This is a genomic window from Verrucosispora sp. WMMD1129, assembly GCF_029581255.1.
GTDB classification, from domain to species: Bacteria; Actinomycetota; Actinomycetes; order Mycobacteriales; family Micromonosporaceae; genus Micromonospora; species Micromonospora sediminimaris.
The window spans coordinates 3,943,622-3,963,746 of the sequence record NZ_CP120741.1 but is presented as its reverse complement, the minus strand read 5'-3'; the positions used below and the strand labels follow the sequence as shown (position 1 = coordinate 3,963,746).

Here is a 20,125-nt window from a genome sequence, read left to right as displayed (position 1 = left end):
GACGATCTCCAGAGTGGATCTCAGCGGGCCACACCCGCCGCGCCGTCGTCGGCGCCCCGATCCGCAGCGTAGCCGCGCACGTCCGGCGCGCCGAGTCGTGCGGCGTCGGCGGTCGCGTCGTCCGGCATCAGCTGGGACTGTCGCTCGGCCTCCACCCGGCCCCGGTAGTGGGTGACCTCCCGTGCCCGCCGAGCCGCGTCCCAGCCCAGCACCGCGCCCATCAGCTCGGCCGCGTGCTCGGCCGACTCCAGGCCCCGGTGGGCGGTCTCGATCGAGATCCGGGTACGCCGGGTCAGCACGTCCTCCAGGTGCAATGCCCCTTCGGCGCGGGCCGCGTACGTCACCTCGGCGGCGAGATACTCCGGCGCGCCCGCCAGCGGGGAGGCCAGCAACGGGTCGGCGTCGATCAGGGCGAGCAGGTCGAGGGTCAGGCTTCCGTAGCGCTCCAGCAGATGCTCCACCACGCCCACCGGCAAGCCGTGGCGGCGGGCCAGGTCCGCCCGGTCCCGCCACATGGCCGCGTACCCGTCCGCGCCGAGCAGCGGCAGATCAGCCGTACGCGACACCCGTTGGCCACCGAGCCGACGCATCGCCCGGTCGACCACGTCGGCGGCCATCACCCGGTACGTCGTGTACTTGCCGCCGGCCACCAGGAGCAGCCCGAGCATCGGCTCGATGACGGCGTGCTCCCGGGAGAGCTTCGAGGTGGAGTCCGCCTCACCGGCCAGCAGCGGACGTAGCCCGGCGTAGACCCCTTCGATGTCGGCGGTGGTCAGCGGGCGGTCCAACACCGTGTTGACCTGCCGGAGCAGATAGTCGATGTCGCTGGCGGAGGCCGCCGGGTGCGAACGGTCCAGCCGCCAGTCGGTGTCCGTGGTGCCGATGATCCAGTGCCCGCCCCACGGGATGACGAAAAGCACACTGGTGGCCGTACGCAGGATCAGCCCGGTCTCGCCGGTGATCGCCGAGCGGGGCACCACCAGGTGCACCCCCTTGGACGCCCGGACCCGGACCCCGGGCCGCAGCCCGACGTCGTTGAGCATGCGGGACATGTCGTCGGTCCAGACACCGGTGGCGGCGATGACCGTACGGGCGCGTACCTCGAACTCGGCTTCGGGTGCACCGGCGGGCGCCTCCAGGTCACGAACCCGGACCCCGGTGACCTCCCGGGCCTGCCGGATCAGCCCGACCGCCCGGGCACTGCTCACCACGGTCACGCCCAGGCTGGCGGCGGTGCGCGCCAGGGTGACCACCAGGCGGGCGTCGTCGACCTGCCCGTCGTGGTAGCGGATCGCCCCGGCCAGGCCCTCCGAGCGCAGGCTCGGGAAGACCCGGCGGGCACCCTCCCGGCTCAGGTGCCGATGCAGCGGCATGCCCCGACCGCCGCCGAAGAGGCCGGCGAAGGCGTCGTACGCGGCCACCCCGGCACCGTAGTAGGCCCGCCGCAGCAGTCGGGCGGGCAGGTCGCGGACGCCCTGCCCAGCCGGGAGCGGCACCAGGAACGGCACCGGCCGCACCAGGTGCGGCGCCAGCCGGGTGGCCAGCAGCCCGCGCTCGGTCAGCGCCTCGTGCACCAGGCCGAACTCCAACTGCTCCAGGTAGCGCAGGCCACCGTGGATCAACTTGCTGGACCGGCTGGAGGTGCCGGCGGCGAAGTCGCGGGCCTCCACCAGGGCCACCTTGAGGCCCCGGGACGCGGCGTCGACGGCCGCGCCGGCACCGGTCACCCCACCCCCGATCACCAGCACGTCGAACCGCTCGGCCCGCAGCCGACGCAGGTCGGCGGCGCGGCGGGCGGGCGACAGCTGCCCGGCAACGGACCGCAGAACGTTCGGATCACGCACCCGTCCACGTTAACCGGCCCGGTCCTCCCCCGACACGTGCCGGCCCGGGGGCCTCGGATCCGTTGCCCGCCAGATCCGTCCGACGGCGCGGCGGCTGCGTCGTACTGTGTGCGGATGCGGGCGGAACCCACCACACCCGGCTCGACCGCCAGCCCCTGGGCGATCGTCGCGGCGGTACTCGCCGGCTGCTGGACGGTCGCGGTCACGGTCCTGGCGCAGACCGGCGGCTGGGCCGTGGACCAGGTGGTGCTGATCGGCGGGTTGGACCGGCTGGTGCCGCTCTGGCCGGTGGCCTGCCTGCTAACCGTGCTGCTGATCGCCGCCGCGACGCTGCCGTTGGCCCTCGTTCCCCGCTCGGCGGCGGTCCGCGTCACCGGCCGGCTCTGGTTCGCCGGTGCGCTCGTACTCGGTCTGCTCGGGCTGCTGCGGACGATCCCCCCGGTGCACCACGAGGCGTACCTCGGCGCGCTGGCCCTCGTGGCCGCGCTGCTGGCGGTGGTGACGACCCGGCTGCCCTCCCACGTCCTCGGCCCCGGCCGGCAAGCCGAGACCGGGCGGCAGGCGCATCCGCCCGCATCGGACGTCCGTGTGGGTGCCCCGACCGGGCGTCAGGCGCGACTGGACGGACGGCCGTCGGTGGCGGCCCTGCTGGCGGTGGCCGCCGGGCTCGCCCTGCTACTGCCCTGGGTCTGGTGGGGCGCACTCGGCGGGCTGTTGGAGACCGTGCTCGCCGGGCTGGCTGCGGTGGCCGTCGGCGTGCTGGCGGCGACGCTGCTCGACGTTCGGTTCTGGGGCCACTTCGGGGCCGACGAACCACCTCGACCGGCCCGGCTGGTGCTGCTGGGCGGGCTCGTCGCCGGGGTTTTGCTGCTGCTGATCGGTGCCGGCACCGGCCATTCCGGCGCGCAGTTGCCCCTGCTGGTGACGCTGCCGCCGGCCGGTTTCGCGTTGGCCGCGTTGCGGGCCATGAGCCGCCAGCCGGCCACCGGACGTGGTGTCGCCCACCCGGGCACCCGCCGCGTTCTGCCGGATCAACCGATCGCCGGGGGCGTCGTGGCCCACCATTCGGCCGGGGATGGCGGTCGGACGCCGACCACCTGGCTGGTCGGGCTCGGTGTGTTCGGCCCGCTTGCCTTCACCGACCCGGAGGAGGTCAGCCTGCTGCTGGTCGGCAACCGCGACGTGCCGTTCTGGGTCGCGGCCGCGACCGGTGTCGGCCTCGCCGTCGGACTGGTGCTGGCGGTCGGGTACGGCCTGCTGCTGGCCCGCCGATCGGCCCGCACGCCGAGCCGGGTGCTGGCCGCAGCGAGCGCCCTGACGCTACTGGTCACGGTCGGTCTGGTCGGCGCGACCGCCGGACAGCCCGGGCTGCACGGGGAGCGACTCTTCGTACTGCTCCGCGAACAGGCGGACCTGAGCGGTGTGCGCGGCGAGCCAGGGCGGGCGGGCCGGGACGCACGCGCCGAGGAGGTCTACCGGCGGTTGGTCGACACCGCCGACCGGACCCAGGCCGACCTGCGGCGCGATCTGCGGCGGGCTCGACTGCCACACACCCCCTACTATCTCGTCAACGCGATCGAGGTGGCTGGTGGGCCGGCGGTACGGGCCTGGCTGTCCAGCCGATCCGAGGTGGCCCGGGTACTGGTCAGCCAGCAACTGCGTCCGTTGCCGGCGCCCGCCGACAGCGCCACCGGCAGCGCCCCGCCCCCGTCCGGCCCACCGTGGAACATCACCATGATCGGCGCGGATCGGGTCTGGTCCGAACTCGGCGTGACCGGCGACGGCGTGACCGTGGGCAGTTCCGACTCGGGAGTGGACGGGCGGCATCCGACCCTGGCCCAGGGTTTCCGGGGCGGCGACGACTCGTGGTTCGACCCGTGGAACGGCAGTGGGGCACCGACCGACCGCAGCGGACACGGCACCCACACGATGGGCAGCGCCGTCGGGCGGGACGGCATCGGTGTGGCCCCCGGCGCGCGGTGGGTCGGCTGCGTCAACCTCGACCGCAATCTGGGGAACCCGGCCGCCTACCTCGACTGCCTCCAGTTCATGCTGGCGCCTTTCCCGCTCGGCGGCGACCCGTTCCGACAGGGGCGGCCCGCCCGGGCGCCGGAGATCCTGACCAACTCGTGGGGCTGCCCACCGATCGAAGGCTGCGATCCCTCGGCGCTGCGGCCGGCCACCGCAGCGCTGGAGGCCGCCGGGATTCTCGTCGTCGCGGCGGCCGGCAACACCGGCCCGTTCTGCGGCTCCGTGCAGGACCCGCCCGCACCGTACGCGGACGTGCTGACCGTTGGCGCGGTGGACGACCGGCGGCGGGTCACCGCCTTCTCCTCACGTGGCCCGACGATCGCCGGAGTGACGAAACCGGATCTGATGGCACCGGGGGCGGAGGTCCTCTCCGCGATGCCCGGCGGCGGGTACGCCGTGCTCGACGGCACCTCGATGGCCACACCACAGGTGGCTGGTGTGGTCGCGTTGATGTGGTCAGCCAACCCGGAACTCGTCGGCGACCTTGACCGGACGCGGCGGATCCTCCGCGACACGGCCGACCCGATCGAGACCAACGACCCGGCCCGGGCGCGGACCGACGAATGTGGCGGCCCGGCGAACATCGTGGGTGCCGGTCTGGTCGACGCGTACGCGGCCGTGTCGGCGGCCCGTGACTGATCGTCATTCGGGCGGTAGCGGCGTTCGGACCGGACGTGTCTTCTTCCGGACGTAGCGCCCTTGGCCACCGCAAAAGCGCAAATAGCAAATAGATCCCGATAATGCCAATCGCCCATCCCGGTGCTCGGCACGCCCCTACCGTTTCGGTAGAGGAGGCAGCGATGAGCACGGACGACGATCAGGCCCGGCAAGCCCCACCAACCACCGGGGCTGCGGTCCACGGAGTCCCCGGCCAACTGCCGATCGACCGGCTCGACTACGGCGACGCCGAGCAGTTGGCCGAGATGACCGGTGTGGACGAGCCACCCGAGGAGCCGCTCATCCTGGTGGACGAGCCGGTTCAGCACCGACCACCGTACGACCGGGCGCGGAAGCGACGGAACCAGCGGCCACTGCCGACGTAGCGACCAGCCGCCACCGCCGACGCAGGGTCGGCCGGCCACCGCCGACAAAGCGGAAGGGGCGGACCGCTGACGCGGCCCGCCCCTTCCGGCGTTGGAGCTGGACTCAGAAGTCCATGTCCCCGCCGCCCGGGCCAGCCGGTGCGGCCGGGGTCTTCTCCGGCTTGTCCGCCACGACGGCCTCGGTGGTGAGGAACAGCGCGGCGATCGACGAGGCGTTCTGCAGCGCGGAACGGGTCACCTTGGCCGGGTCGATGATGCCCGCGGCCAGCAGGTCGACGTACTCGCCGGTCGCGGCGTTGAGGCCGTGACCCGAGTCGAGGTTGCGGACCCGCTCCACCACGACGCCGCCCTCAAGGCCGGCGTTCACGGCGATCTGCCGCAGCGGGGCGTCCAGCGCGATCTTCACGATCTGCGCGCCGGTCGCCTCGTCGCCGGCCAGGTCGAGCTTGTCGAAGGCGGTCTTGCCGGCCTGGACCAGCGCGACACCACCACCCGGGACGATGCCCTCCTCGACGGCGGCCTTGGCGTTGCGGACCGCGTCCTCGATGCGGTGCTTGCGCTCCTTGAGCTCGACCTCGGTGGCCGCGCCGACCTTGATCACCGCAACGCCGCCGGCCAGCTTGGCCAGCCGCTCCTGCAGCTTCTCCCGGTCGTAGTCGGAGTCGCTCTTGTCGATCTCGGCCCGGATCTGGTTGACCCGACCCTGGATCTGCTCGGCGTCGCCGGCACCGTCGACGATGGTGGTCTCGTCCTTGGTCACCACGACCTTGCGGGCCCGGCCCAGCATGTCGAGGCTGGCGGCGTCCAGCTTGAGGCCGACCTCCTCGCTGATGACCTGGCCACCGGTGAGGATGGCGATGTCGGTCAGCATGGCCTTGCGGCGGTCACCGAAGCCCGGCGCCTTGACGGCGACCGACTTGAAGGTGCCACGGACCTTGTTGACCACCAGCGTGGCCAGGGCCTCGCCCTCCAGGTCCTCGGCGATGATCAGCAGCGGCTTGCCGCCCTGCATGACCTTCTCCAGGATCGGGAGCAGGTCCTTGACCGACGAGATCTTGCTGTTCGCGATCAGGATGTACGGGTCGTCGAAGACGGCCTCCATACGCTCCGGGTCGGTCATGAAGTAGGCCGAGATGTAGCCCTTGTCGAAGCGCATACCCTCGGTGAGCTCCAGCTCCAGCCCGAAGGTGTTGCTCTCCTCGACGGTGATGACGCCTTCCTTGCCGACCTTGTCCATCGCCTCGGCGATGATCTCGCCGACGCTGGCGTCACCAGCGGAGATGGAGGCGGTGGAGGCGATCTGCTCCTTGGTCTCGACGTCCTTGGCGAGCTTCAGCAGCTCCTCCGAGACGTTGGCGACCGCAGCCTCGATGCCCCGCTTCAGGGCCATCGGGTTGGCACCGGCGGCCACGTTGCGCAGGCCCTCGCGAACGAGTGCCTGGGCCAGGACGGTCGCCGTCGTCGTGCCGTCACCGGCTACGTCGTCGGTCTTCTTGGCGACCTCCTTGACCAGCTCGGCGCCGATCTTCTCGTAGGGGTCCTCGAGCTCGATCTCCTTGGCGATGCTCACACCATCGTTGGTGATGGTGGGGGCACCCCACTTCTTCTCGAGCACGACGTTGCGGCCCTTGGGGCCGAGTGTCACCTTCACGGCGTCGGCGAGCTGGTTCATGCCCCGCTCGAGGCCGCGGCGCGCCTCTTCGTCGAACGCGATCATCTTGGCCATACGGCGTTGTCCTCCTGGACACTCACGGGCCACCCGAGTGTGTGCCCCGGATGGGCCGTCTGGTGTACGCACCTTGGGACGTCGCCACCTGGCGACGGCGACGTCTCCTCGGCCGGGCCGGATAGCCCGCGACGACCGGCCACGTGCCCCACCCGTGGTTATGTCACGAGCGCGACCGCAGCCCCACCGTCCCGACCAGCTGGCACTCACGCCATGCGAGTGCCAATGACTTGTTTAGCACTCTGCCCTGCCGAGTGCAAGCACGATGGCCCGGGTCAGCCGAGTTCGGCTGCCAGTTGGGCGGCGTTCACCGGACCCTCGTGTGCCCGCTGCTCGGCATAGGTGACGACCAGCCCGACCAGCTGCGCGAGGTACGCCGGCAGCGTCAGCACCGCGACCACCGCAATCGTCAGCACCGCGCCCACCGCCGTGCCCGGCGAGTCCAACGGAGTGGTGCCGAACGGCAGGATCGCCAGCGACTCCAGCACGCTCGCGGCCAGTGAGAAACCGATCACGGCGGCACCCACAAGCGCCACCCGGCCGAGCAGCAGCCCCAGCCGGTCACGCAGCATTCGATGCGACCTGCTGAGCGGATCGTGCCGCTCGAAGAGGTAGACCGGGCCGGCCAGGGCCAGCGCGAACGCCGCGTACACGCCGGGCAGGAAGCACAGACAGAATCCGAAGGTGATGATCAGGGTGATGAGCAGTGTCCAGCCCCACAGACCGAGCGCCCGACGCGCTCCGTAGCGCAGGGCGGCACCGAGGCCGGCCGACTCGCCGACCGCCTGCCGGGCGATCACCCAGGTGCCGGCGGCCCAGCCGACGGCCTGCACCACACCGAGCAGCAGGCTGCCACCGAGCACCACGACCAGGAGCGTCGCGAGATCGGACCAGAAGTTCGCCGGCAGCGCGGCGGAGTCGCTGGCGAGCTGGGCGTCCCAGCGGGCCGAGGGGTCCACGGCCAACACGAGCACCGACAGCACCGCGGCCGGCAGCGCCTGGGTGAGTACGAGGATCGGCAGCAGGGGTCGCCACCCCCGGCGGGCGGCACCCACACATCGGGCGAACCAGCCGCCCAGCCCGGCCCCGGGCGGGGTCACCAGGGCGTCGGAGGGGTCGAGGCCGTAGCCGCCCGGGGGGTACCAGCCGTAGAACGGCTGGCCGGGATACGGCGTCATGCCGGGGTGGGACGGCTGCATGGGATGAGCCGGCTGCGCACCGTACGCGGGCTGGCCCGGGAGGGGTGGTTGACCGACCCATCCGGCGGGCGGCTGCGGCTCACCCGGAGGCGGAGAGGGCGGACCTGTCGGGGGCGGCTGGTCGGACATGGGACCTCCTCAGCGACGGCTGGCTCGGCCCATGATCTTCCCTTGTGGGGCGCCGGCACCGCTGCCCCCTCCGGCGATGGTCACGCCACCCCGACGACGATCGGTCGGTGGGGGGTGGGTGGTCGGCGCTCAGGCGATGACGCGCACCCGCTCGGCCTGTGGCCCCTTCTGGCCCTGGGCGATCTCGAACTCCACCCGCTGACCGTCGTCCAGCGCCTTGTAGCCGTCCATCTCGATCGCGGAGAAGTGAACGAAGACGTCCTGCCCGCCGTCGACGGCGATGAAGCCGTAGCCCTTCTCGGCGTTGAACCACTTCACGGTGCCTTGTGCCACGGTGTTTTCCTCACTCTGCACGGCGTTCCACTACCTCGGGTCGCCAGCGAACCGGCACCCGGAAACCACCGGTTTCGGCGGTCGGCGACGACCACTGAAACGGGTGACCGAAATCGCACGCTACACGAGGAGTGACGACGGCGCACGACCACAAATCGGGCGTATTACAGTCGTCCGTATCGTCGTACGTCATTGTGATAAGCATTCCGGCATGACAAGCGTCACCGACGGGACGGCCCTGCGCCGGGCCGTCATCCGCCGAGTCGAGCCAGCCGACACAGCTCGCATGCGGGCGCTGCGCCTGGAGATGCTCGCGGACGCGCCGCTGGCCTTCCTGGAGACGATCGCCGAGGCCGCGGCCCGACCACACGCCGAGTACGCCGCCCGGGTCGCCCGGGTCTCCGCCGGCCCCGACACGGCGCAGTTCGTGGCGGATCCGGGCGGCCGGCTCGTCGGGCACGTCGGTGGCATGGCACACCCGGCCGAGCCGGGAGTGACCGTGCTCTACGCCGTCTACATCACTCCGAGCTGGCGGGGCACCGGCCTGCTCGCGGAGCTGGTCGGTGGGGTGGCGGACTGGTCCCGGGCCTGCGGACGGAACGAGCTGATGCTCGAGGTCGTGGTCGGCAACGACCTCGCCTACCGGGCCTACCAGCGGCTGGGTTTCGTCGACACAGGTGTCCGCGTCCCGCACCCCAACATCCCCACCCTGCGCGAACTCCAGATGCGCAGGGCCGCGTAGACCCCGACGGACGATCGCCGACCCGGGGCGGCTCCGGGGAAGACCCCGGAGCCGCATCAGCTCTCAGACGTGCCGGCGGCTCTGCACGACCCGGAACCGGTTCGCCACGTACGCCCCGTCGGTCAATGCCGAGTTCGCCGCCGCGTTCGCTCCGCTGCCGTGGAAGTCGGAGAAGGCCGCTGACTGGTTCACGAAGACGCCGCCGGTGAGGTTGGCTGACAGATGCACCCCGACCTCGATCGCCGCCGCCTCGGTGGCGTCCAGCACCGCGTCGTCGGTGGAGTAGACCGCCGCGGTGAGGGCGCCCTTCTCGCCCACGGTCGAGCGCAGGATCTCCAGGCTGTGCGCCGTGGAGTCGGTGGCGATGGCGAAGGAGATCGGCCCGAACCACTCCCGCGAGTAGGTCTCGGTGTCGCCCGCGTCCAACTTCACGATGGCCGGCGTACGCACCACGGCGTCCGGGAACGAGGGGTGCTCGACGGTACGCGACTCCAGCACCGGCGAACCGACCTTGGTCACCTCATTCAGCCGCTCCAGCACCCCGTCGTTGACGATCGCGCCGGTCAGTTCCACCCCGCGGGCCGGGTCACCGGTGAGCTTGCCGACCGCCGCGGCGATGCCACCGGCCACCTCGTCGAAGCTCTTGTGCCCCTGGTCGGTGTCGATGCCGTCGCGGGGGATGAAGATGTTCTGCGAGGTGGTGCACATCTGCCCGCTGTAGAGCGTCAGCGTGAAGCCCAGGTTGCGGCACATCCCGGCGAAGTCGTCGGTGGAGTCGATCACCACCGTGTTGAGCCCCGCCTTCTCGGTGTACACCGCCGCCTGGCGGGCGTTCGCCTCCAGCCAGTCGCCGTACTCGGTGGAACCGGTGAAGTCGACGATCTTCACCGCCGGGTGCAGGGCCAGCGTCGAGGCGAGCTTCTCGCCGGGGGCCTCGGCGGCCAGCAGCACCAGGTTCGGGTCGAAGCCGGCCTCGGCGAGCACCTCCCGGGCGTACCGCACGGTGATGGCCAGCGGCAGCACGGCGCGCGGGTGCGGCTTGACCACGACCGGGTTGCCGGTGACCAGCGAGGCGAACAGTCCCGGGTACGAGTTCCAGGTCGGGAAGGTGTTGCAGCCGATGACGAGGGCCACGCCCCGGGGCACCACGTGGAAGGTCTTGGACATCCGCAGCGGGTCGCCCTTGCCGGCGGCCTTCTCCCAGCCGGCGGTGCCCGGGTGCCGGGTCATCTCCGCGTACGCGTAGGCCAGCGCCTCCAGCGCGCGGTCCAGGGCGTGCGCACCACCGGCCTGGAAGGCCATCACGAAAGCCTGACCACTTGTGAACTGCACCGCGTTGGCCAGCTCGAAGATGTTCTTGTGCAGCCGGTCGAGGATCTCCAGACAGACACCCACCCGGGTCTGCGGGCCGGCGTCCCGCCAGGCGGGCAGCGCCGCTGACGCGGCGGTGACCAGTTGTTCGGCGTCGACGTGCGGGTAGCGGACGTTCAGGGCGACGCCGAACGGGCTGTGCTCGGTGGCGACCCGGTCGCCGTCACCCGGCTGGTCGAGCGGGAAGTCCCCGCCCAGGTACGCCTCGAAGGCGGCCTTGCCGTCGGCGGTGGCGGTCTCGCCGTACACCCGTGGGCTTGGTGATTCCGGGTAGGCGGACCAGTATCCCCGCTCCGTGATCGCGGTCAGCGCGCGGTTGAGGGTCTCGGCGTGCCTGTCGTAGCGGGGGTGCGGGGTCTCCGTCATGCTCGCCATCATGCAACACGAAGCCCTCAGATCAGTAGGGGCGTGTCACAACTTCAGATGGTCAGCTGCCAATCGGTCCAGGCGTCGACCGGGCGGAACCCGAGCTGCTCGTTGATGCTGATCATGTGATCGTTGACCGCCGCGTTCCAGGTGTCGATCGCGGTCAGGGCCGGCTCGTGGGCAAGTGCGTGCCGAAGGTTCTCGACCTTGACGAGCAGGCCGAGGCGATGGCCCCGGTGTGCGGGGTCGACGATGGTGATCTCCTGCCAGGCGTGCCACGGCGTCGACGGGCCCCTGTCGATCATCGTCCAGGCGACCATCCGGCCGGTCGCCTCGTGCACCGCGCCGACGTGGTAACGCCGTCGGCCCCGCAATCGCTGGATCCGCTCGATCTCCCGCAGCCGCGCGGCGTCCACCTGCTCCGCCTCGATCGCGAGATCCCCCATCGGCGCGTCGACGAGCAGCCGACTCTCCAGCCTGGCGATGTCGACCACGTACTCCTCGGCCACCGGCCCCCGCCAGGCGACCGTCCGGTAACCGGCGGCGCGGACGCGGGCTGCATCGTGCAGGGCGGTCAGGGCCGCCGGGTCGAGCCGCGTGGTGTCCAGTCGACGCCGCACCTCTGCCAACGCGGCCTGCGCGCCGGCCGCCGCCGCGAAGGCCGCCCCGGGCGCCTCCCGCCCCGGTCCGCCGGGTAGCGGCCCGGGGGTCTCACCGATCAACCGCTCGCGGCCGTGCTCGGCGGCCACCTTCCGGGCGTACGCCAGCAGTGCTCGGCCCACTCCCCGCCGCCGCTGCGCCGGATCGACGGTCAGCTCGACGGTGGCGATGCCGGTGTTCTCCAGTTGCGGCAGCCGCATCCGCAGATGACCGGCCACCTCGCCGTCCCGCCGGGCCAACGCCTGATGGATCACGTTGCCGTGCGGCGGATGGGCGACCAGGAGCCCGAACTCGGCACGGTCTCCCACCGGCAGATCGGGCAGGTCGACCGCCTGCGCCGCCGCGACAACGCGGTACGCCTCGTCGAGCGCTGCCTCGTCGGTGGACTCGTACGGCATGACGGCGATGTCCATGGCGGTGAGCGTGCCGGCACCGCCCGGCCACCGCCACCGGTTTTCGCCTGTCACACGTTGAGCTGCCAGTTGCTCCACCGGTCCTGCACCCGGAAACCGAGCTGCTCGTTGATGGCGATCATGTGGTCGTTGCTTGCCGCGTTGAAGGTGTCGATCACTCGTACGCCCGGCTCGTGGGCGAGCAGGTGCCGCAAGTTTTCGATCTTGGCGAGCAGGCCCAGCCGGTGTCCCCGGTGCTCGGGGTCGACGATTGTGATCTGCTGGAACGAGTGCCAGTCCGCGGAGGCACCGACGTCCAACAGCGTCCACGCGACCAGCCGACCGGATGCCTCGTGGCGGACGCCGACGTGGTAACGCCGCCGGCCCCGCGCGTCCAGCGCCGACTCGGTGGCGCGCAGGCGGTCGGCGTCGACCTGCTCCGGCTCCCACGCCAGATCGCCCATCGGCGCGTCGGCCAGCAGCCGTCCGTCGAGGTACGCCACGTCGGCGGCCAGGTCGTCGGGGGTGTACCCGCGCCAGCACAGCACCTGGTAGCCGGTCGAGCGATCCCGGGCGTCGGCCAGCAGCGCGTCCAGCTTCGCCTGATCGAGGGAGGCGGTGTCGAGGCGTCGCCGCACATCGGTCAGGGCGTTGACCGCGCCCATGGCCGCAGCGAACGCGTTACCCGGCGACCGACGGCCGGGCTCGCCGGCAAGCTCCGCCCGGCTCATCGCACTCACCCGTTTACGCCCGCGCTCGCGCAGCAGGCCGAGGCCATGTTCGGCCAACGCTCGGCCGACGCCTCGGCGGCGTCGTGCCGGATGCACGATCAGCTCAGCGGAGGCGTTTTCGGTGTTGTCCAGCTGCGGCAGGTCCAGTCGGAGAAAACCGGCCGGCACACCGTCGATCCGCGCCAGCAGCATGCTGGTTTCGTAGCCCGGCATCGGATGGCGGAGCAGGGCGGTGAATCGTCGCCGGCAGAGCGGCGGGAAGTCCGGCTCGTCGGCGGCCACCTGTGCGGCACCGATCTGATACGCCTGCTCGACGGCCGCCTCGTCGGCGGCCCAGACCGGGGTGATGGTGATGGTCATGCCGGCAGCCTGCGCCAGCGACAGACGAGCGGGCCAGCGAATTTTCGCTGGCCCGCTCGGACGTTGGTCGGGAGGGACGATCGCACAACGCCTCCGGCGCTGGGTCGTAAAGACTGAAAGTCTACGGCGAAGCGCCCTCCCGCACGGAGCATCTTGCGCCGTCCGTTTGCGGTCGTCAAGTCCCTGGCGGCGTGTTTCGCTCACTCCCTGCGAAATGCCGCTTACTAATCCGTTCGTCGTCAGCTCAGCAGGCCCGCGTCGCGAGCGGCCCGCAACGAAGGCTTGATCCGGTGGGTGGGGCCGACCTCGCCGGCGACCGCGTCGAGGGTCTTCAGCCCTTCGCCGGTGTTGAACACCACCGTCTCGGCGGTCGGGTCCAGTCGGCCCGACTCGACAAGCTTGCGCAGCACCGCCACGGTCACCCCGCCGGCCGTCTCCGCGAAGACCCCGGTGGTACGCGCCAACAGGCGTACCGCCGATCGGATCTCGTCGTCGTCGGCGTAGTCCATCCAGCCACCGGTGCGGCGCACCGCCTCCAGGGCGTACAGCCCGGCGGCCGGGTCGCCGATGTTCAGCGACTTGGCGATCCCGGTCGGCTTGACCGGGGTGATGACGTCGGTGCCGCCGTGCAGTGCGGTGGCGATCGGGTTGCAGCCGGCCGACTGCGCCCCGAAGACCTTCCAGCCACCGGCCGGGGCCTCGACCAGGCCGATCTCGACCAGCTCGCTGAACGCCTTGTCAATCTTGGTGAGCAGCTCACCCGAGGCCATCGGGATGACCACCTGGGCGGGGATCCGCCAACCGAGTTGCTCGGCCACCTCGTAGCCGAGCGTCTTGGACCCCTCCGCGTAGTACGGCCGCACGTTGACGTTGACGAAGGCGGTGTCCTCGAACTCGTCGGTCTCGACCAGTTCGCCGCAGAGCCGGTTCACGTCGTCGTACGACCCGTCGATGGCGACCAGGTCACCGCCGTAGACGGCGGTCGTGACGACCTTGCCCTGCTCCAGGTCGCTGGGGATGAAGACCACGGAGGGCGTACCCACCCGGGCGGCGTGCGCGGCCACCGAGTTGGCCAGGTTGCCGGTGGAGGCGCAGGCGAACCGGGAGAAGCCAAGCGCGCGAGCGGCGGTCAGCGCCACCGACACCACCCGGTCCTTGAAGGAGTGGGTGGGATTGGCGCTGTCGTCCTTGACCCAGAGCGGAGCGGTGATGCCCAACTCGGCGGCGAGCTGGTCGGCGGCCACCAACGGGGTGAAACCCGGGTCCAGGGTGACCCGGGCGGCCGGGTCCTGGCCGGCGGGCAGCAGGGCGGCGTAGCGCCAGAGGTTGCGCGGGCCGGCCTCGATCTGCTCGCGGGTGACGGTGGCGAGTGCGGCCGGGTCGTAGTCGACCTCCAGCGGGCCGAAACACTCGTAACAGGCGTGCTGGGCGGCGAGCGGGTAGCGGGCCGAACAGGCCCGGCAGACCAGGGCACGGGCGGGGCTGGCGGCGGTGTCGATGCCGGACGGGGCGAGCGTCGACGTCATGTCGAAGTCCTCTCATCTTTCCCCGCATCGCACCCTGCGGCGGGGACGGAATTGGCACCTGCCCCGCCGGACGCTCAACGGTGAGCGCGCGAGGTGGTTGCCGGGGCGTCGTCGGGCCGTATCCCTCAGCCCCTCTGGATGAGGTATGCAGTTGTGTCGCCGAGTCTAGGCAATCCGGACGCAGCCGTCGCCTGTCAATCTCAGCCTGTGAGCGAAACCTCAGCGGCGCCGTTCGTGCCCCCCGGCGCCGCTGAGCATCGCCGTCAGGCTGGCACGGACCGCCGTTCGTCCTCGGCCAGGGCGACCGTGGCGGCCCCGCGTCGCCAGAGCGTGTCCACCGCCCAGGTGCCCGGGCCGAGCACCGCCACCAGGAAGAACGCCCAGCAGAAGAGGACGGACAGTTCGCCGTTGTTGCGCAGCGGCAGTAGCGCCTCGGGCTGATGGACGACGAAGTACGCGTAGGCCATGGAGCCCGACGCCACCAGAGCCGCGGGTCGGGTGAACAGGCCGAGGAGAACGAGGGCACCGCAGATCAACTGGATCATCGCGGCGTACCAGCCCGGCCACTGGCCGAGCGGCACCGCCTCGCCGGTGCCACGGTTGCCGCCGAAGACGCCGAAGACGGACGACATGCCGTGAATGAGAAATAACAGCCCGATGACAATGCGGAACAGGGACAGAGCCGGCCCGCCGAACCGGTCAGTACGCATTGGTACCTCCTACGAGTGGGGTGGTGGTACCAGAATGCGGAATCTATAGATAGTTGTCGATGCAATCTCTCTTGTTGGGAACGCTCCCACACTCAGTCTAGCGGCCGAAACTTTCGGGGGCACCCCTACCACGGAAACCTTATGGTCTGCTTACGTGGGTGGCGGGAGCACAAGCCGCCGTGGCCGGGTGCGACGATGCTCCGATGCCACCCACAACGGTCCGCAGCCCGGCCCCTGGTGGGCGTCGGCTCGTCGCCGTGTCGGTCTCGATCACCGCAACGCTCGGCCTGCTCGCCGGCTGCGCCCCGGCCGGCGGCCTCGCGAGTGGGCCGCCCGGCCCGACCCCGGCTTCCCGTGGGCCCGGCAGCGCACCGTCCGACGCCGCCGAGCTCGGCGGTACGCCCTCCCGGGACGGCGATCCCGGGGGAAGCAACGGCCCTACGTCCGGCTGCCCCGACTCCGGTGTACGGATCACCTACCGCGGCGTCAGCGCCGCGATGGGGCTGCGGGCGATGGGCCTGGAACTTGTCAATTGCGGCGACCGCCCCTACCGGCTGCACGGCTACCCTGAGCCGCGCCTGCGGGACGCGGACGGCGACGTCATCCCGGTTCGGGTGATCCGGGGCGCGAAGGGGATCACGTCCGGCTTCGACGACCCACCCCGCCCCCTGGTCCTGGCCCCCGGCGAGGCGGCCGGCACCGCCCTGCTCTGGCGCAACCTGGTCGACAATCCGACAGTGGTGGCGACCAACGCCGAGCACCTCGACGTCGCCCCGCTGCGCGGCCGGCCCGCGCAACGGGTCGTCATACAGGGCCACATCGACCTGGGCAACACCGACCGGCTCGGGGTCAGCGCCTGGCAGAAACGCGAGCCGAGCACGCCGGAGCCGACGCGGGCGGTGCCCAACCCGCCGCCCACCACACCGGTCCCGCTGCTCTGACCGGACGGAGCACACGGGCGGAGCGGGCGCGGACAGCGGGCTCAGCTGGTGATGTCCTTGCGGGTGAAACGCCAGAACGCCAGACCCCAGAACACGGTCGCGTAGCAGATCGCCGAGACCGTGCCTCGCACGATGTCGTCGGTCTGTACGGGCGTGGAGAGCAGCCCCAACCACGCGGTGCTGTAGTGGGTCGGCAAAAAGGACCGGATCGCGCCGAGCGCGGTGATCTGGTCCAGGATGCTGGAGAGAATCCACAGCAGCACCGCGCCACCCACCGCGCCCAGCGCCGCGTCGGTGGTCACCGACAGCAGGAAGGCCAGGCCCGCGACCACCAGCAGGACGATCGCCAGGTACCCGAGCACCGCGAGCAACCGCAGCAGCCCCTCGCCCGGCTCCAACTGCGCGGCGACCGTGCTGCGCAGCGGCGACCAGCCGTAGCGCAGGGTGCCGATGGCCAGTGCCGTGCCGGCGAGCAGGATCAGTGCCAGCGCCGAGTACGCGAGCGCGACAAGCAGCTTCACCGTGAGCAGTCGGGCCCGGGGCACCGGAATCGCCAACAGGTAGCGCAGGCTTCCCCAACTCGCCTCGCTCGCCACCGTGTCGCCGCAGAACAGCGCGACCACGACGACGAGCAGGAACGAGGCGGACACGAAGATGGTGAAGAGGGTGAAGTTCAACCCACCAGAGGTGGCGAGATCGATCAGGCTGCCGAACTCGCCCCCGCCGTTGTCGTCGTCGTTGGTGTCGAACTGGAACGCGATCAGGATGATCAGCGGCAGCAGCACCATGAAGCCGAGCGCCAACTGGGTACGCCGACGCGACGCCTGCCGGCGGAACTCGGCACCGAACGGCAGCGTCCGGGCGGGCCGGTAACCCGCCGCCGCTCCCGAGGCGGCGACGCTTGTCGTGTCCCGCGTCGGCTCGACAGTCGATCCCGCCATCACCGGTCCCCGCTTCCCCGAGAGTTCTCGCCCACCAGGGCGAGGAAGGCGTCCTCCAGGCGGCGCCGGGGCACCACCCGGTCCACCGCGATGCCGGCCCGGACCAGCTCGGCGACCACTTCGCTGCGGGCGGTGCCGTTGGTGTCCACCACCAACTGCCCGTCGGCGTCGTCCAGCACCCGTACGCCGCCGAGGCCGTCGAGCACGGTCCGGGCCGCGGTCGGGTCGCTCACCTCGAACAGCACGCTGGGCGAGTCACCGACGATCTCCTCGACCGGTCCGGAGGCGACAATGCGGCCCTTGTTCACCACCACGGCGTGGGTACAGGTCTGCTCCACCTCGGCGAGCAGGTGGCTGGAGACCAGCACCGCCCGACCGTCGGTCGCGTACCGCTGGAGTACCCGGCGCATCTCGGCGATCTGCGGTGGGTCCAGCCCGTCGGTCGGTTCGTCGAGCACCAGCAGTTCCGGCAGACCGAGCATGGCCTGGGCGATGGCGAGGCGCTGCCGCATGCCGTGGCTGTACTTACGCACCCGCCGGTGTACCGAGGAACCCAGCCCAGCGATCTCCAGTGCCTGCTCGAAGTGGGCGTCGGCCTTCGGCCGGCCAGTCGCCCGCCAGTACGCCTCAAGGTTCTCCAGGCCGGACAGATGCGGCAGGAACCCCGGCCCCTCCACCAGTGCACCGATCCGCGACAGCACCGGCGAGCCGGGCACCAGACGGTGCCCGAAGACGTAGATCTCCCCCGCGGTCGGCTGGGTCAGCCCCATCAGCACCCGCAGCGTGGTGGTCTTCCCGGCGCCGTTGGGCCCGAGCAGGCCGACCACCTGACCGGGGTGCACCTCGAAGTCCACCTCGGAGACCGCGACGAAGCCGTCGGCGTACTCCTTGCGCAGCCGGCGCACGGCCAGCGGGGTGTCCGCGTACTCCGAATGCACCGAGGTGTCCTGGCGACGGTGCCGGCGGCGCAGCACGGCCACGAGCACGACGAGCCCGACCACGATCGCGGCGAGCAGCCCGACCAGGATCCAGCGCCAGAGCGCCGCCTCGGTGGGGATCGGGTCGCTGTCGACAGTCGGCAGGCTGATCGGCGTGTCGCCGACCGCGACTGTGTGGACCGCCGGCTCGATCGGGGTCGTGTACGCCTGGTCCGAGGTGGCCACCACCAGCCGGAGCCGGTGCCCGGCCTCCACCCGGTGCACGATCGCCGGCAGGGTGACGGTGACCGGCGCGGCGGCGTCGACGCTTGCCGGCAGGGCGGTGAGCCGGATCGGCGCGATCAGGCCGCTGGGCAGGGTTGCCGCCCCCTCCGGGTCGACCACGTAGAGCTTGGCGAAGAGGACGGCCTCGCCGCTGCTCGACGCGGCGCGCAGCGACACGGTCGGCGCACCGACGATGTCGACCGCCTCGGTCAACGGCTCGGACTCGAACCGGGCGTGCTGCCCGGGTATGTCGCCGGCCACCCCGCCGAGCAGCGAGCTCAGCGAGCCGGCGAACGGCACCGAGGAGATCGCGGCCGGGTTGCCGCCGGGCGGGTTGGCCACCGGCTGAGCCGGGCCGGCCACGGCCACCTCCACCCGGGAGTCGCCGCTGATACCGGGATAGTCCTCGGTGCGGTAACCGGTGGCGACCAAACCACGGTCCATGGCGTCGAAGCCGGCGATCCGCGAGAAGGTGAAGGTGTCACCGGGTGGGTCACCGTCGCCGGACACGTAGTGGTCGAGCCACTGCGCGGTCAGGAACTTCACCCGGTCGGAGTCGGTCTGCGGTCCGGAGCCGCCGTCGTGGCCGCCGGTGAACCAGGCGACCCGGACCGGGGTGCCGTTCGCGGCGATGCCCCGGGCGTTGGCGTCGGCCTCGGCGAGCGGGAAGAGGGTGTCCGCGGCGCCCTGCACCAGCAGGGTGGGCGCGGTGATCCGGTCCAGCACCCCGGCCGGGCTGGACCGGCGCAGCAGGTCGACGGCGCCCTGGTCGGCCCGGCCGGTGGCGGCGATGCGCAGGTACGCGGCGCAGACGTCGGCGGCGAACCGTCCGCAGGAGGGATCGGGCAGACCGCCGACGGCCGGTGCGCCGGGTGCGGTGCCGGGCCCCTGGCCCGGGGCGGGGCTGGGCGGCCCGGCGCCGGGCGCGCCCTCCGGCGTCTCGGCGCCGGTGCCGGAGATCCCGGCCGGGCCGGAGCCGACGTTTCCGCCGCCGCCGAAGAAGATGCCGGCCCAGCCGGACTTGAACACGCCCTCGGTCGGCTCGCCGCCGGCGCTCTCCGGCAGGAAGGCGCGGGACAGGTCGTTCCAGGTGATCATGGGAACGATCGCGTCGACCCGCTGGTCCTGGGCGGCGAGCAGCAGTGCCAGGGCACCGCCGTAGGAGCCGCCGACCACACCCACCCGGGGGTCGCCGGTGGCGTCGGTGCGGATTTCCGGACGCGCGGCGAGCCAGTCCAGCAGCCGCTGCGCGTCGCGTACCTCGTGGTCGGGACTGTCCAGGTGGATCTGGCCGCCGCTGCGACCGAAGCCGCGCGCGGTCCAGGTCAGTACGGCGTACCCCCGGTCCGCCAGATCCTCGGCGTCGGTGCGGACCGACTCCTTGGTGCCACCGAAGCCGTGGGCGAGCAGGACCGCCGGCACCTCGCGGCCGGCGGCGGCGTCGAGCGGAAGGTACAGCGTGGTGTCCAGGTCGACCGGCTCGTCACCGTCCGGTCCGGACCGGACGGTGAGCATCGCGGACTCCGTGCGGAAGGCCGGCCGGTCCGGCCACACCGCCCACACCACGGCCGCCGCCAGCAGGACGACAGCCGCGGTGGCGGCGACGGCCCGGCGACCGGTGGGCAGGGCACGTCGGATCCGCGCGGCCGAGAACGGCGATCTCATTGGGCACACGGTACGGCCCGAAACCTGGGTATTAGCTGAGATCCGCCGTACGTCCGTTCTGGTAGCCCGATCGTCATCCGGCGAAGGTCATCCGCACAGCGTCCAGTCGGCGAACCTTTGGGATGACTTCGCATCGCGGAAATTCCTGCCTTTCGCTCGAATCTATACTCAAGTACGCCTATCTCCCACATGAACGGCACTTACCGTGAGCGA

General features: G+C 71.5%; 15 protein-coding genes and 1 riboswitch. Of the genes, 4 read left to right on the top strand and 11 right to left on the bottom strand.

Annotated elements, in window-relative coordinates:
- Positions 1–20: 20 nt before the first annotated feature.
- Positions 21–1,844 (bottom strand): glycerol-3-phosphate dehydrogenase/oxidase, encoded by a 1,824-nt coding sequence (locus O7624_RS18385; RefSeq protein ID WP_282236685.1) that lies wholly within the window; start codon positions 1,842–1,844, stop codon positions 21–23.
- Between the two features lie 114 nt (positions 1,845–1,958).
- Here O7624_RS18385 and O7624_RS18380 point away from each other — a divergent pair, with 114 nt between their 5' ends.
- Together O7624_RS18380 and O7624_RS18375 are read left to right on the top strand one after the other, a co-directional pair.
- Entirely contained in the window at positions 1,959–4,514 is a 2,556-nt protein-coding gene (locus O7624_RS18380) for a S8 family serine peptidase (protein ID WP_282236684.1), read from the top strand.
- 161 nt (positions 4,515–4,675) lie between these two features.
- Positions 4,676–4,918: a hypothetical protein gene (locus O7624_RS18375; protein WP_282236683.1), complete on the top strand. Its 243-nt coding sequence runs from the start codon at positions 4,676–4,678 to the stop codon at positions 4,916–4,918.
- 103 nt (positions 4,919–5,021) lie between these two features.
- Here the strand turns inward: O7624_RS18375 and groL are convergent, their stop codons facing one another.
- The 3 genes from groL to O7624_RS18360 form a co-directional block, all read right to left on the bottom strand.
- Positions 5,022–6,644 (bottom strand): chaperonin GroEL, encoded by a 1,623-nt coding sequence (gene groL / locus O7624_RS18370; RefSeq protein ID WP_093403361.1) that lies wholly within the window; start codon positions 6,642–6,644, stop codon positions 5,022–5,024.
- Between the two features lie 275 nt (positions 6,645–6,919).
- Complete coding sequence (locus tag O7624_RS18365; protein WP_282236682.1) at positions 6,920–7,843, bottom strand: hypothetical protein; 924 nt, start codon at positions 7,841–7,843, stop codon at positions 6,920–6,922.
- 258 nt (positions 7,844–8,101) lie between these two features.
- Positions 8,102–8,305, bottom strand: a complete 204-nt coding sequence (locus tag O7624_RS18360; protein ID WP_013288855.1) for a cold-shock protein — start codon at positions 8,303–8,305, stop codon at positions 8,102–8,104.
- Positions 8,306–8,516: 211 nt separating this feature from the next.
- Between O7624_RS18360 and O7624_RS18355 the strand changes: the two genes are divergently transcribed.
- Positions 8,517–9,047, top strand: coding sequence for a GNAT family N-acetyltransferase (locus O7624_RS18355; protein WP_282236681.1), 531 nt, complete (start codon positions 8,517–8,519; stop codon positions 9,045–9,047).
- Positions 9,048–9,110: 63 nt separating this feature from the next.
- On the opposite strand, the gene paaN is transcribed toward O7624_RS18355, so the two are convergent.
- The 5 genes from paaN to O7624_RS18330 all read right to left on the bottom strand — a co-directional run bounded on the left by paaN (position 9,111) and on the right by O7624_RS18330 (position 15,163).
- Entirely contained in the window at positions 9,111–10,784 is a 1,674-nt protein-coding gene (paaN, locus tag O7624_RS18350; protein WP_282236680.1) for a phenylacetic acid degradation protein PaaN, read from the bottom strand.
- Positions 10,785–10,837: 53 nt separating this feature from the next.
- On the bottom strand, positions 10,838–11,857 hold the full coding sequence (locus O7624_RS18345; protein WP_282236679.1) for a GNAT family N-acetyltransferase: 1,020 nt from the start codon (positions 11,855–11,857) through the stop codon (positions 10,838–10,840).
- 50 nt (positions 11,858–11,907) lie between these two features.
- Positions 11,908–12,927 (bottom strand): GNAT family protein, encoded by a 1,020-nt coding sequence (locus O7624_RS18340; protein ID WP_282236678.1) that lies wholly within the window; start codon positions 12,925–12,927, stop codon positions 11,908–11,910.
- A gap of 239 nt (positions 12,928–13,166) precedes the next feature.
- Positions 13,167–14,453 carry a threonine synthase gene (gene thrC / locus O7624_RS18335; protein ID WP_282236677.1) on the bottom strand — a complete coding sequence of 429 codons (1,287 nt, stop codon included), beginning with the start codon at positions 14,451–14,453 and terminating at the stop codon, positions 13,167–13,169.
- Positions 14,454–14,462: 9 nt separating this feature from the next.
- Positions 14,463–14,598: riboswitch (SAM riboswitch) on the bottom strand.
- A gap of 118 nt (positions 14,599–14,716) precedes the next feature.
- Positions 14,717–15,163, bottom strand: coding sequence for a DoxX family protein (locus tag O7624_RS18330; protein ID WP_093403352.1), 447 nt, complete (start codon positions 15,161–15,163; stop codon positions 14,717–14,719).
- Between the two features lie 203 nt (positions 15,164–15,366).
- Here O7624_RS18330 and O7624_RS18325 point away from each other — a divergent pair, with 203 nt between their 5' ends.
- A complete protein-coding gene (locus tag O7624_RS18325; RefSeq protein WP_282236676.1) occupies positions 15,367–16,104 on the top strand; it encodes a DUF4232 domain-containing protein in 738 nt (245 codons plus the stop codon).
- A gap of 41 nt (positions 16,105–16,145) precedes the next feature.
- Here O7624_RS18325 and O7624_RS18320 read toward each other — a convergent pair whose 3' ends face one another.
- Both O7624_RS18320 and O7624_RS18315 read right to left on the bottom strand, forming a co-directional pair.
- Positions 16,146–17,045, bottom strand: coding sequence for an ABC transporter permease subunit (locus tag O7624_RS18320; RefSeq protein ID WP_282236675.1), 900 nt, complete (start codon positions 17,043–17,045; stop codon positions 16,146–16,148).
- Positions 17,045–19,912: an alpha/beta fold hydrolase gene (locus O7624_RS18315; protein ID WP_282236674.1), complete on the bottom strand. Its 2,868-nt coding sequence runs from the start codon at positions 19,910–19,912 to the stop codon at positions 17,045–17,047. The genes O7624_RS18320 and O7624_RS18315 overlap by 1 nt, the downstream gene beginning before the upstream one ends.
- Between the last annotated feature and the right edge of the window lie 213 nt (positions 19,913–20,125).

What these genes read in the sequence shown, in the direction of transcription:
- O7624_RS18340 (WP_282236678.1), bottom strand. Translation starts at nt 12,927, where the DNA reads ATGACCATCACCATCACCCCGGTCTGGGCCGCCGACGAGGCGGCCGTC.
- thrC (WP_282236677.1), bottom strand. Translation starts at nt 14,453, where the DNA reads ATGACGTCGACGCTCGCCCCGTCCGGCATCGACACCGCCGCCAGCCCC.
- O7624_RS18365 (WP_282236682.1), bottom strand. Translation starts at nt 7,843, where the DNA reads ATGCAGCCGTCCCACCCCGGCATGACGCCGTATCCCGGCCAGCCGTTC.
- O7624_RS18355 (WP_282236681.1), top strand. Translation starts at nt 8,517, where the DNA reads ATGACAAGCGTCACCGACGGGACGGCCCTGCGCCGGGCCGTCATCCGC.
- O7624_RS18375 (WP_282236683.1), top strand. Translation starts at nt 4,676, where the DNA reads ATGAGCACGGACGACGATCAGGCCCGGCAAGCCCCACCAACCACCGGG.
- O7624_RS18320 (WP_282236675.1), bottom strand. Translation starts at nt 17,045, where the DNA reads ATGGCGGGATCGACTGTCGAGCCGACGCGGGACACGACAAGCGTCGCC.
- O7624_RS18315 (WP_282236674.1), bottom strand. Translation starts at nt 19,912, where the DNA reads ATGAGATCGCCGTTCTCGGCCGCGCGGATCCGACGTGCCCTGCCCACC.
- groL (WP_093403361.1), bottom strand. Translation starts at nt 6,644, where the DNA reads ATGGCCAAGATGATCGCGTTCGACGAAGAGGCGCGCCGCGGCCTCGAG.
- paaN (WP_282236680.1), bottom strand. Translation starts at nt 10,784, where the DNA reads ATGACGGAGACCCCGCACCCCCGCTACGACAGGCACGCCGAGACCCTC.
- O7624_RS18325 (WP_282236676.1), top strand. Translation starts at nt 15,367, where the DNA reads ATGCCACCCACAACGGTCCGCAGCCCGGCCCCTGGTGGGCGTCGGCTC.
- O7624_RS18345 (WP_282236679.1), bottom strand. Translation starts at nt 11,857, where the DNA reads ATGGACATCGCCGTCATGCCGTACGAGTCCACCGACGAGGCAGCGCTC.
- O7624_RS18330 (WP_093403352.1), bottom strand. Translation starts at nt 15,163, where the DNA reads ATGCGTACTGACCGGTTCGGCGGGCCGGCTCTGTCCCTGTTCCGCATT.
- O7624_RS18380 (WP_282236684.1), top strand. Translation starts at nt 1,959, where the DNA reads ATGCGGGCGGAACCCACCACACCCGGCTCGACCGCCAGCCCCTGGGCG.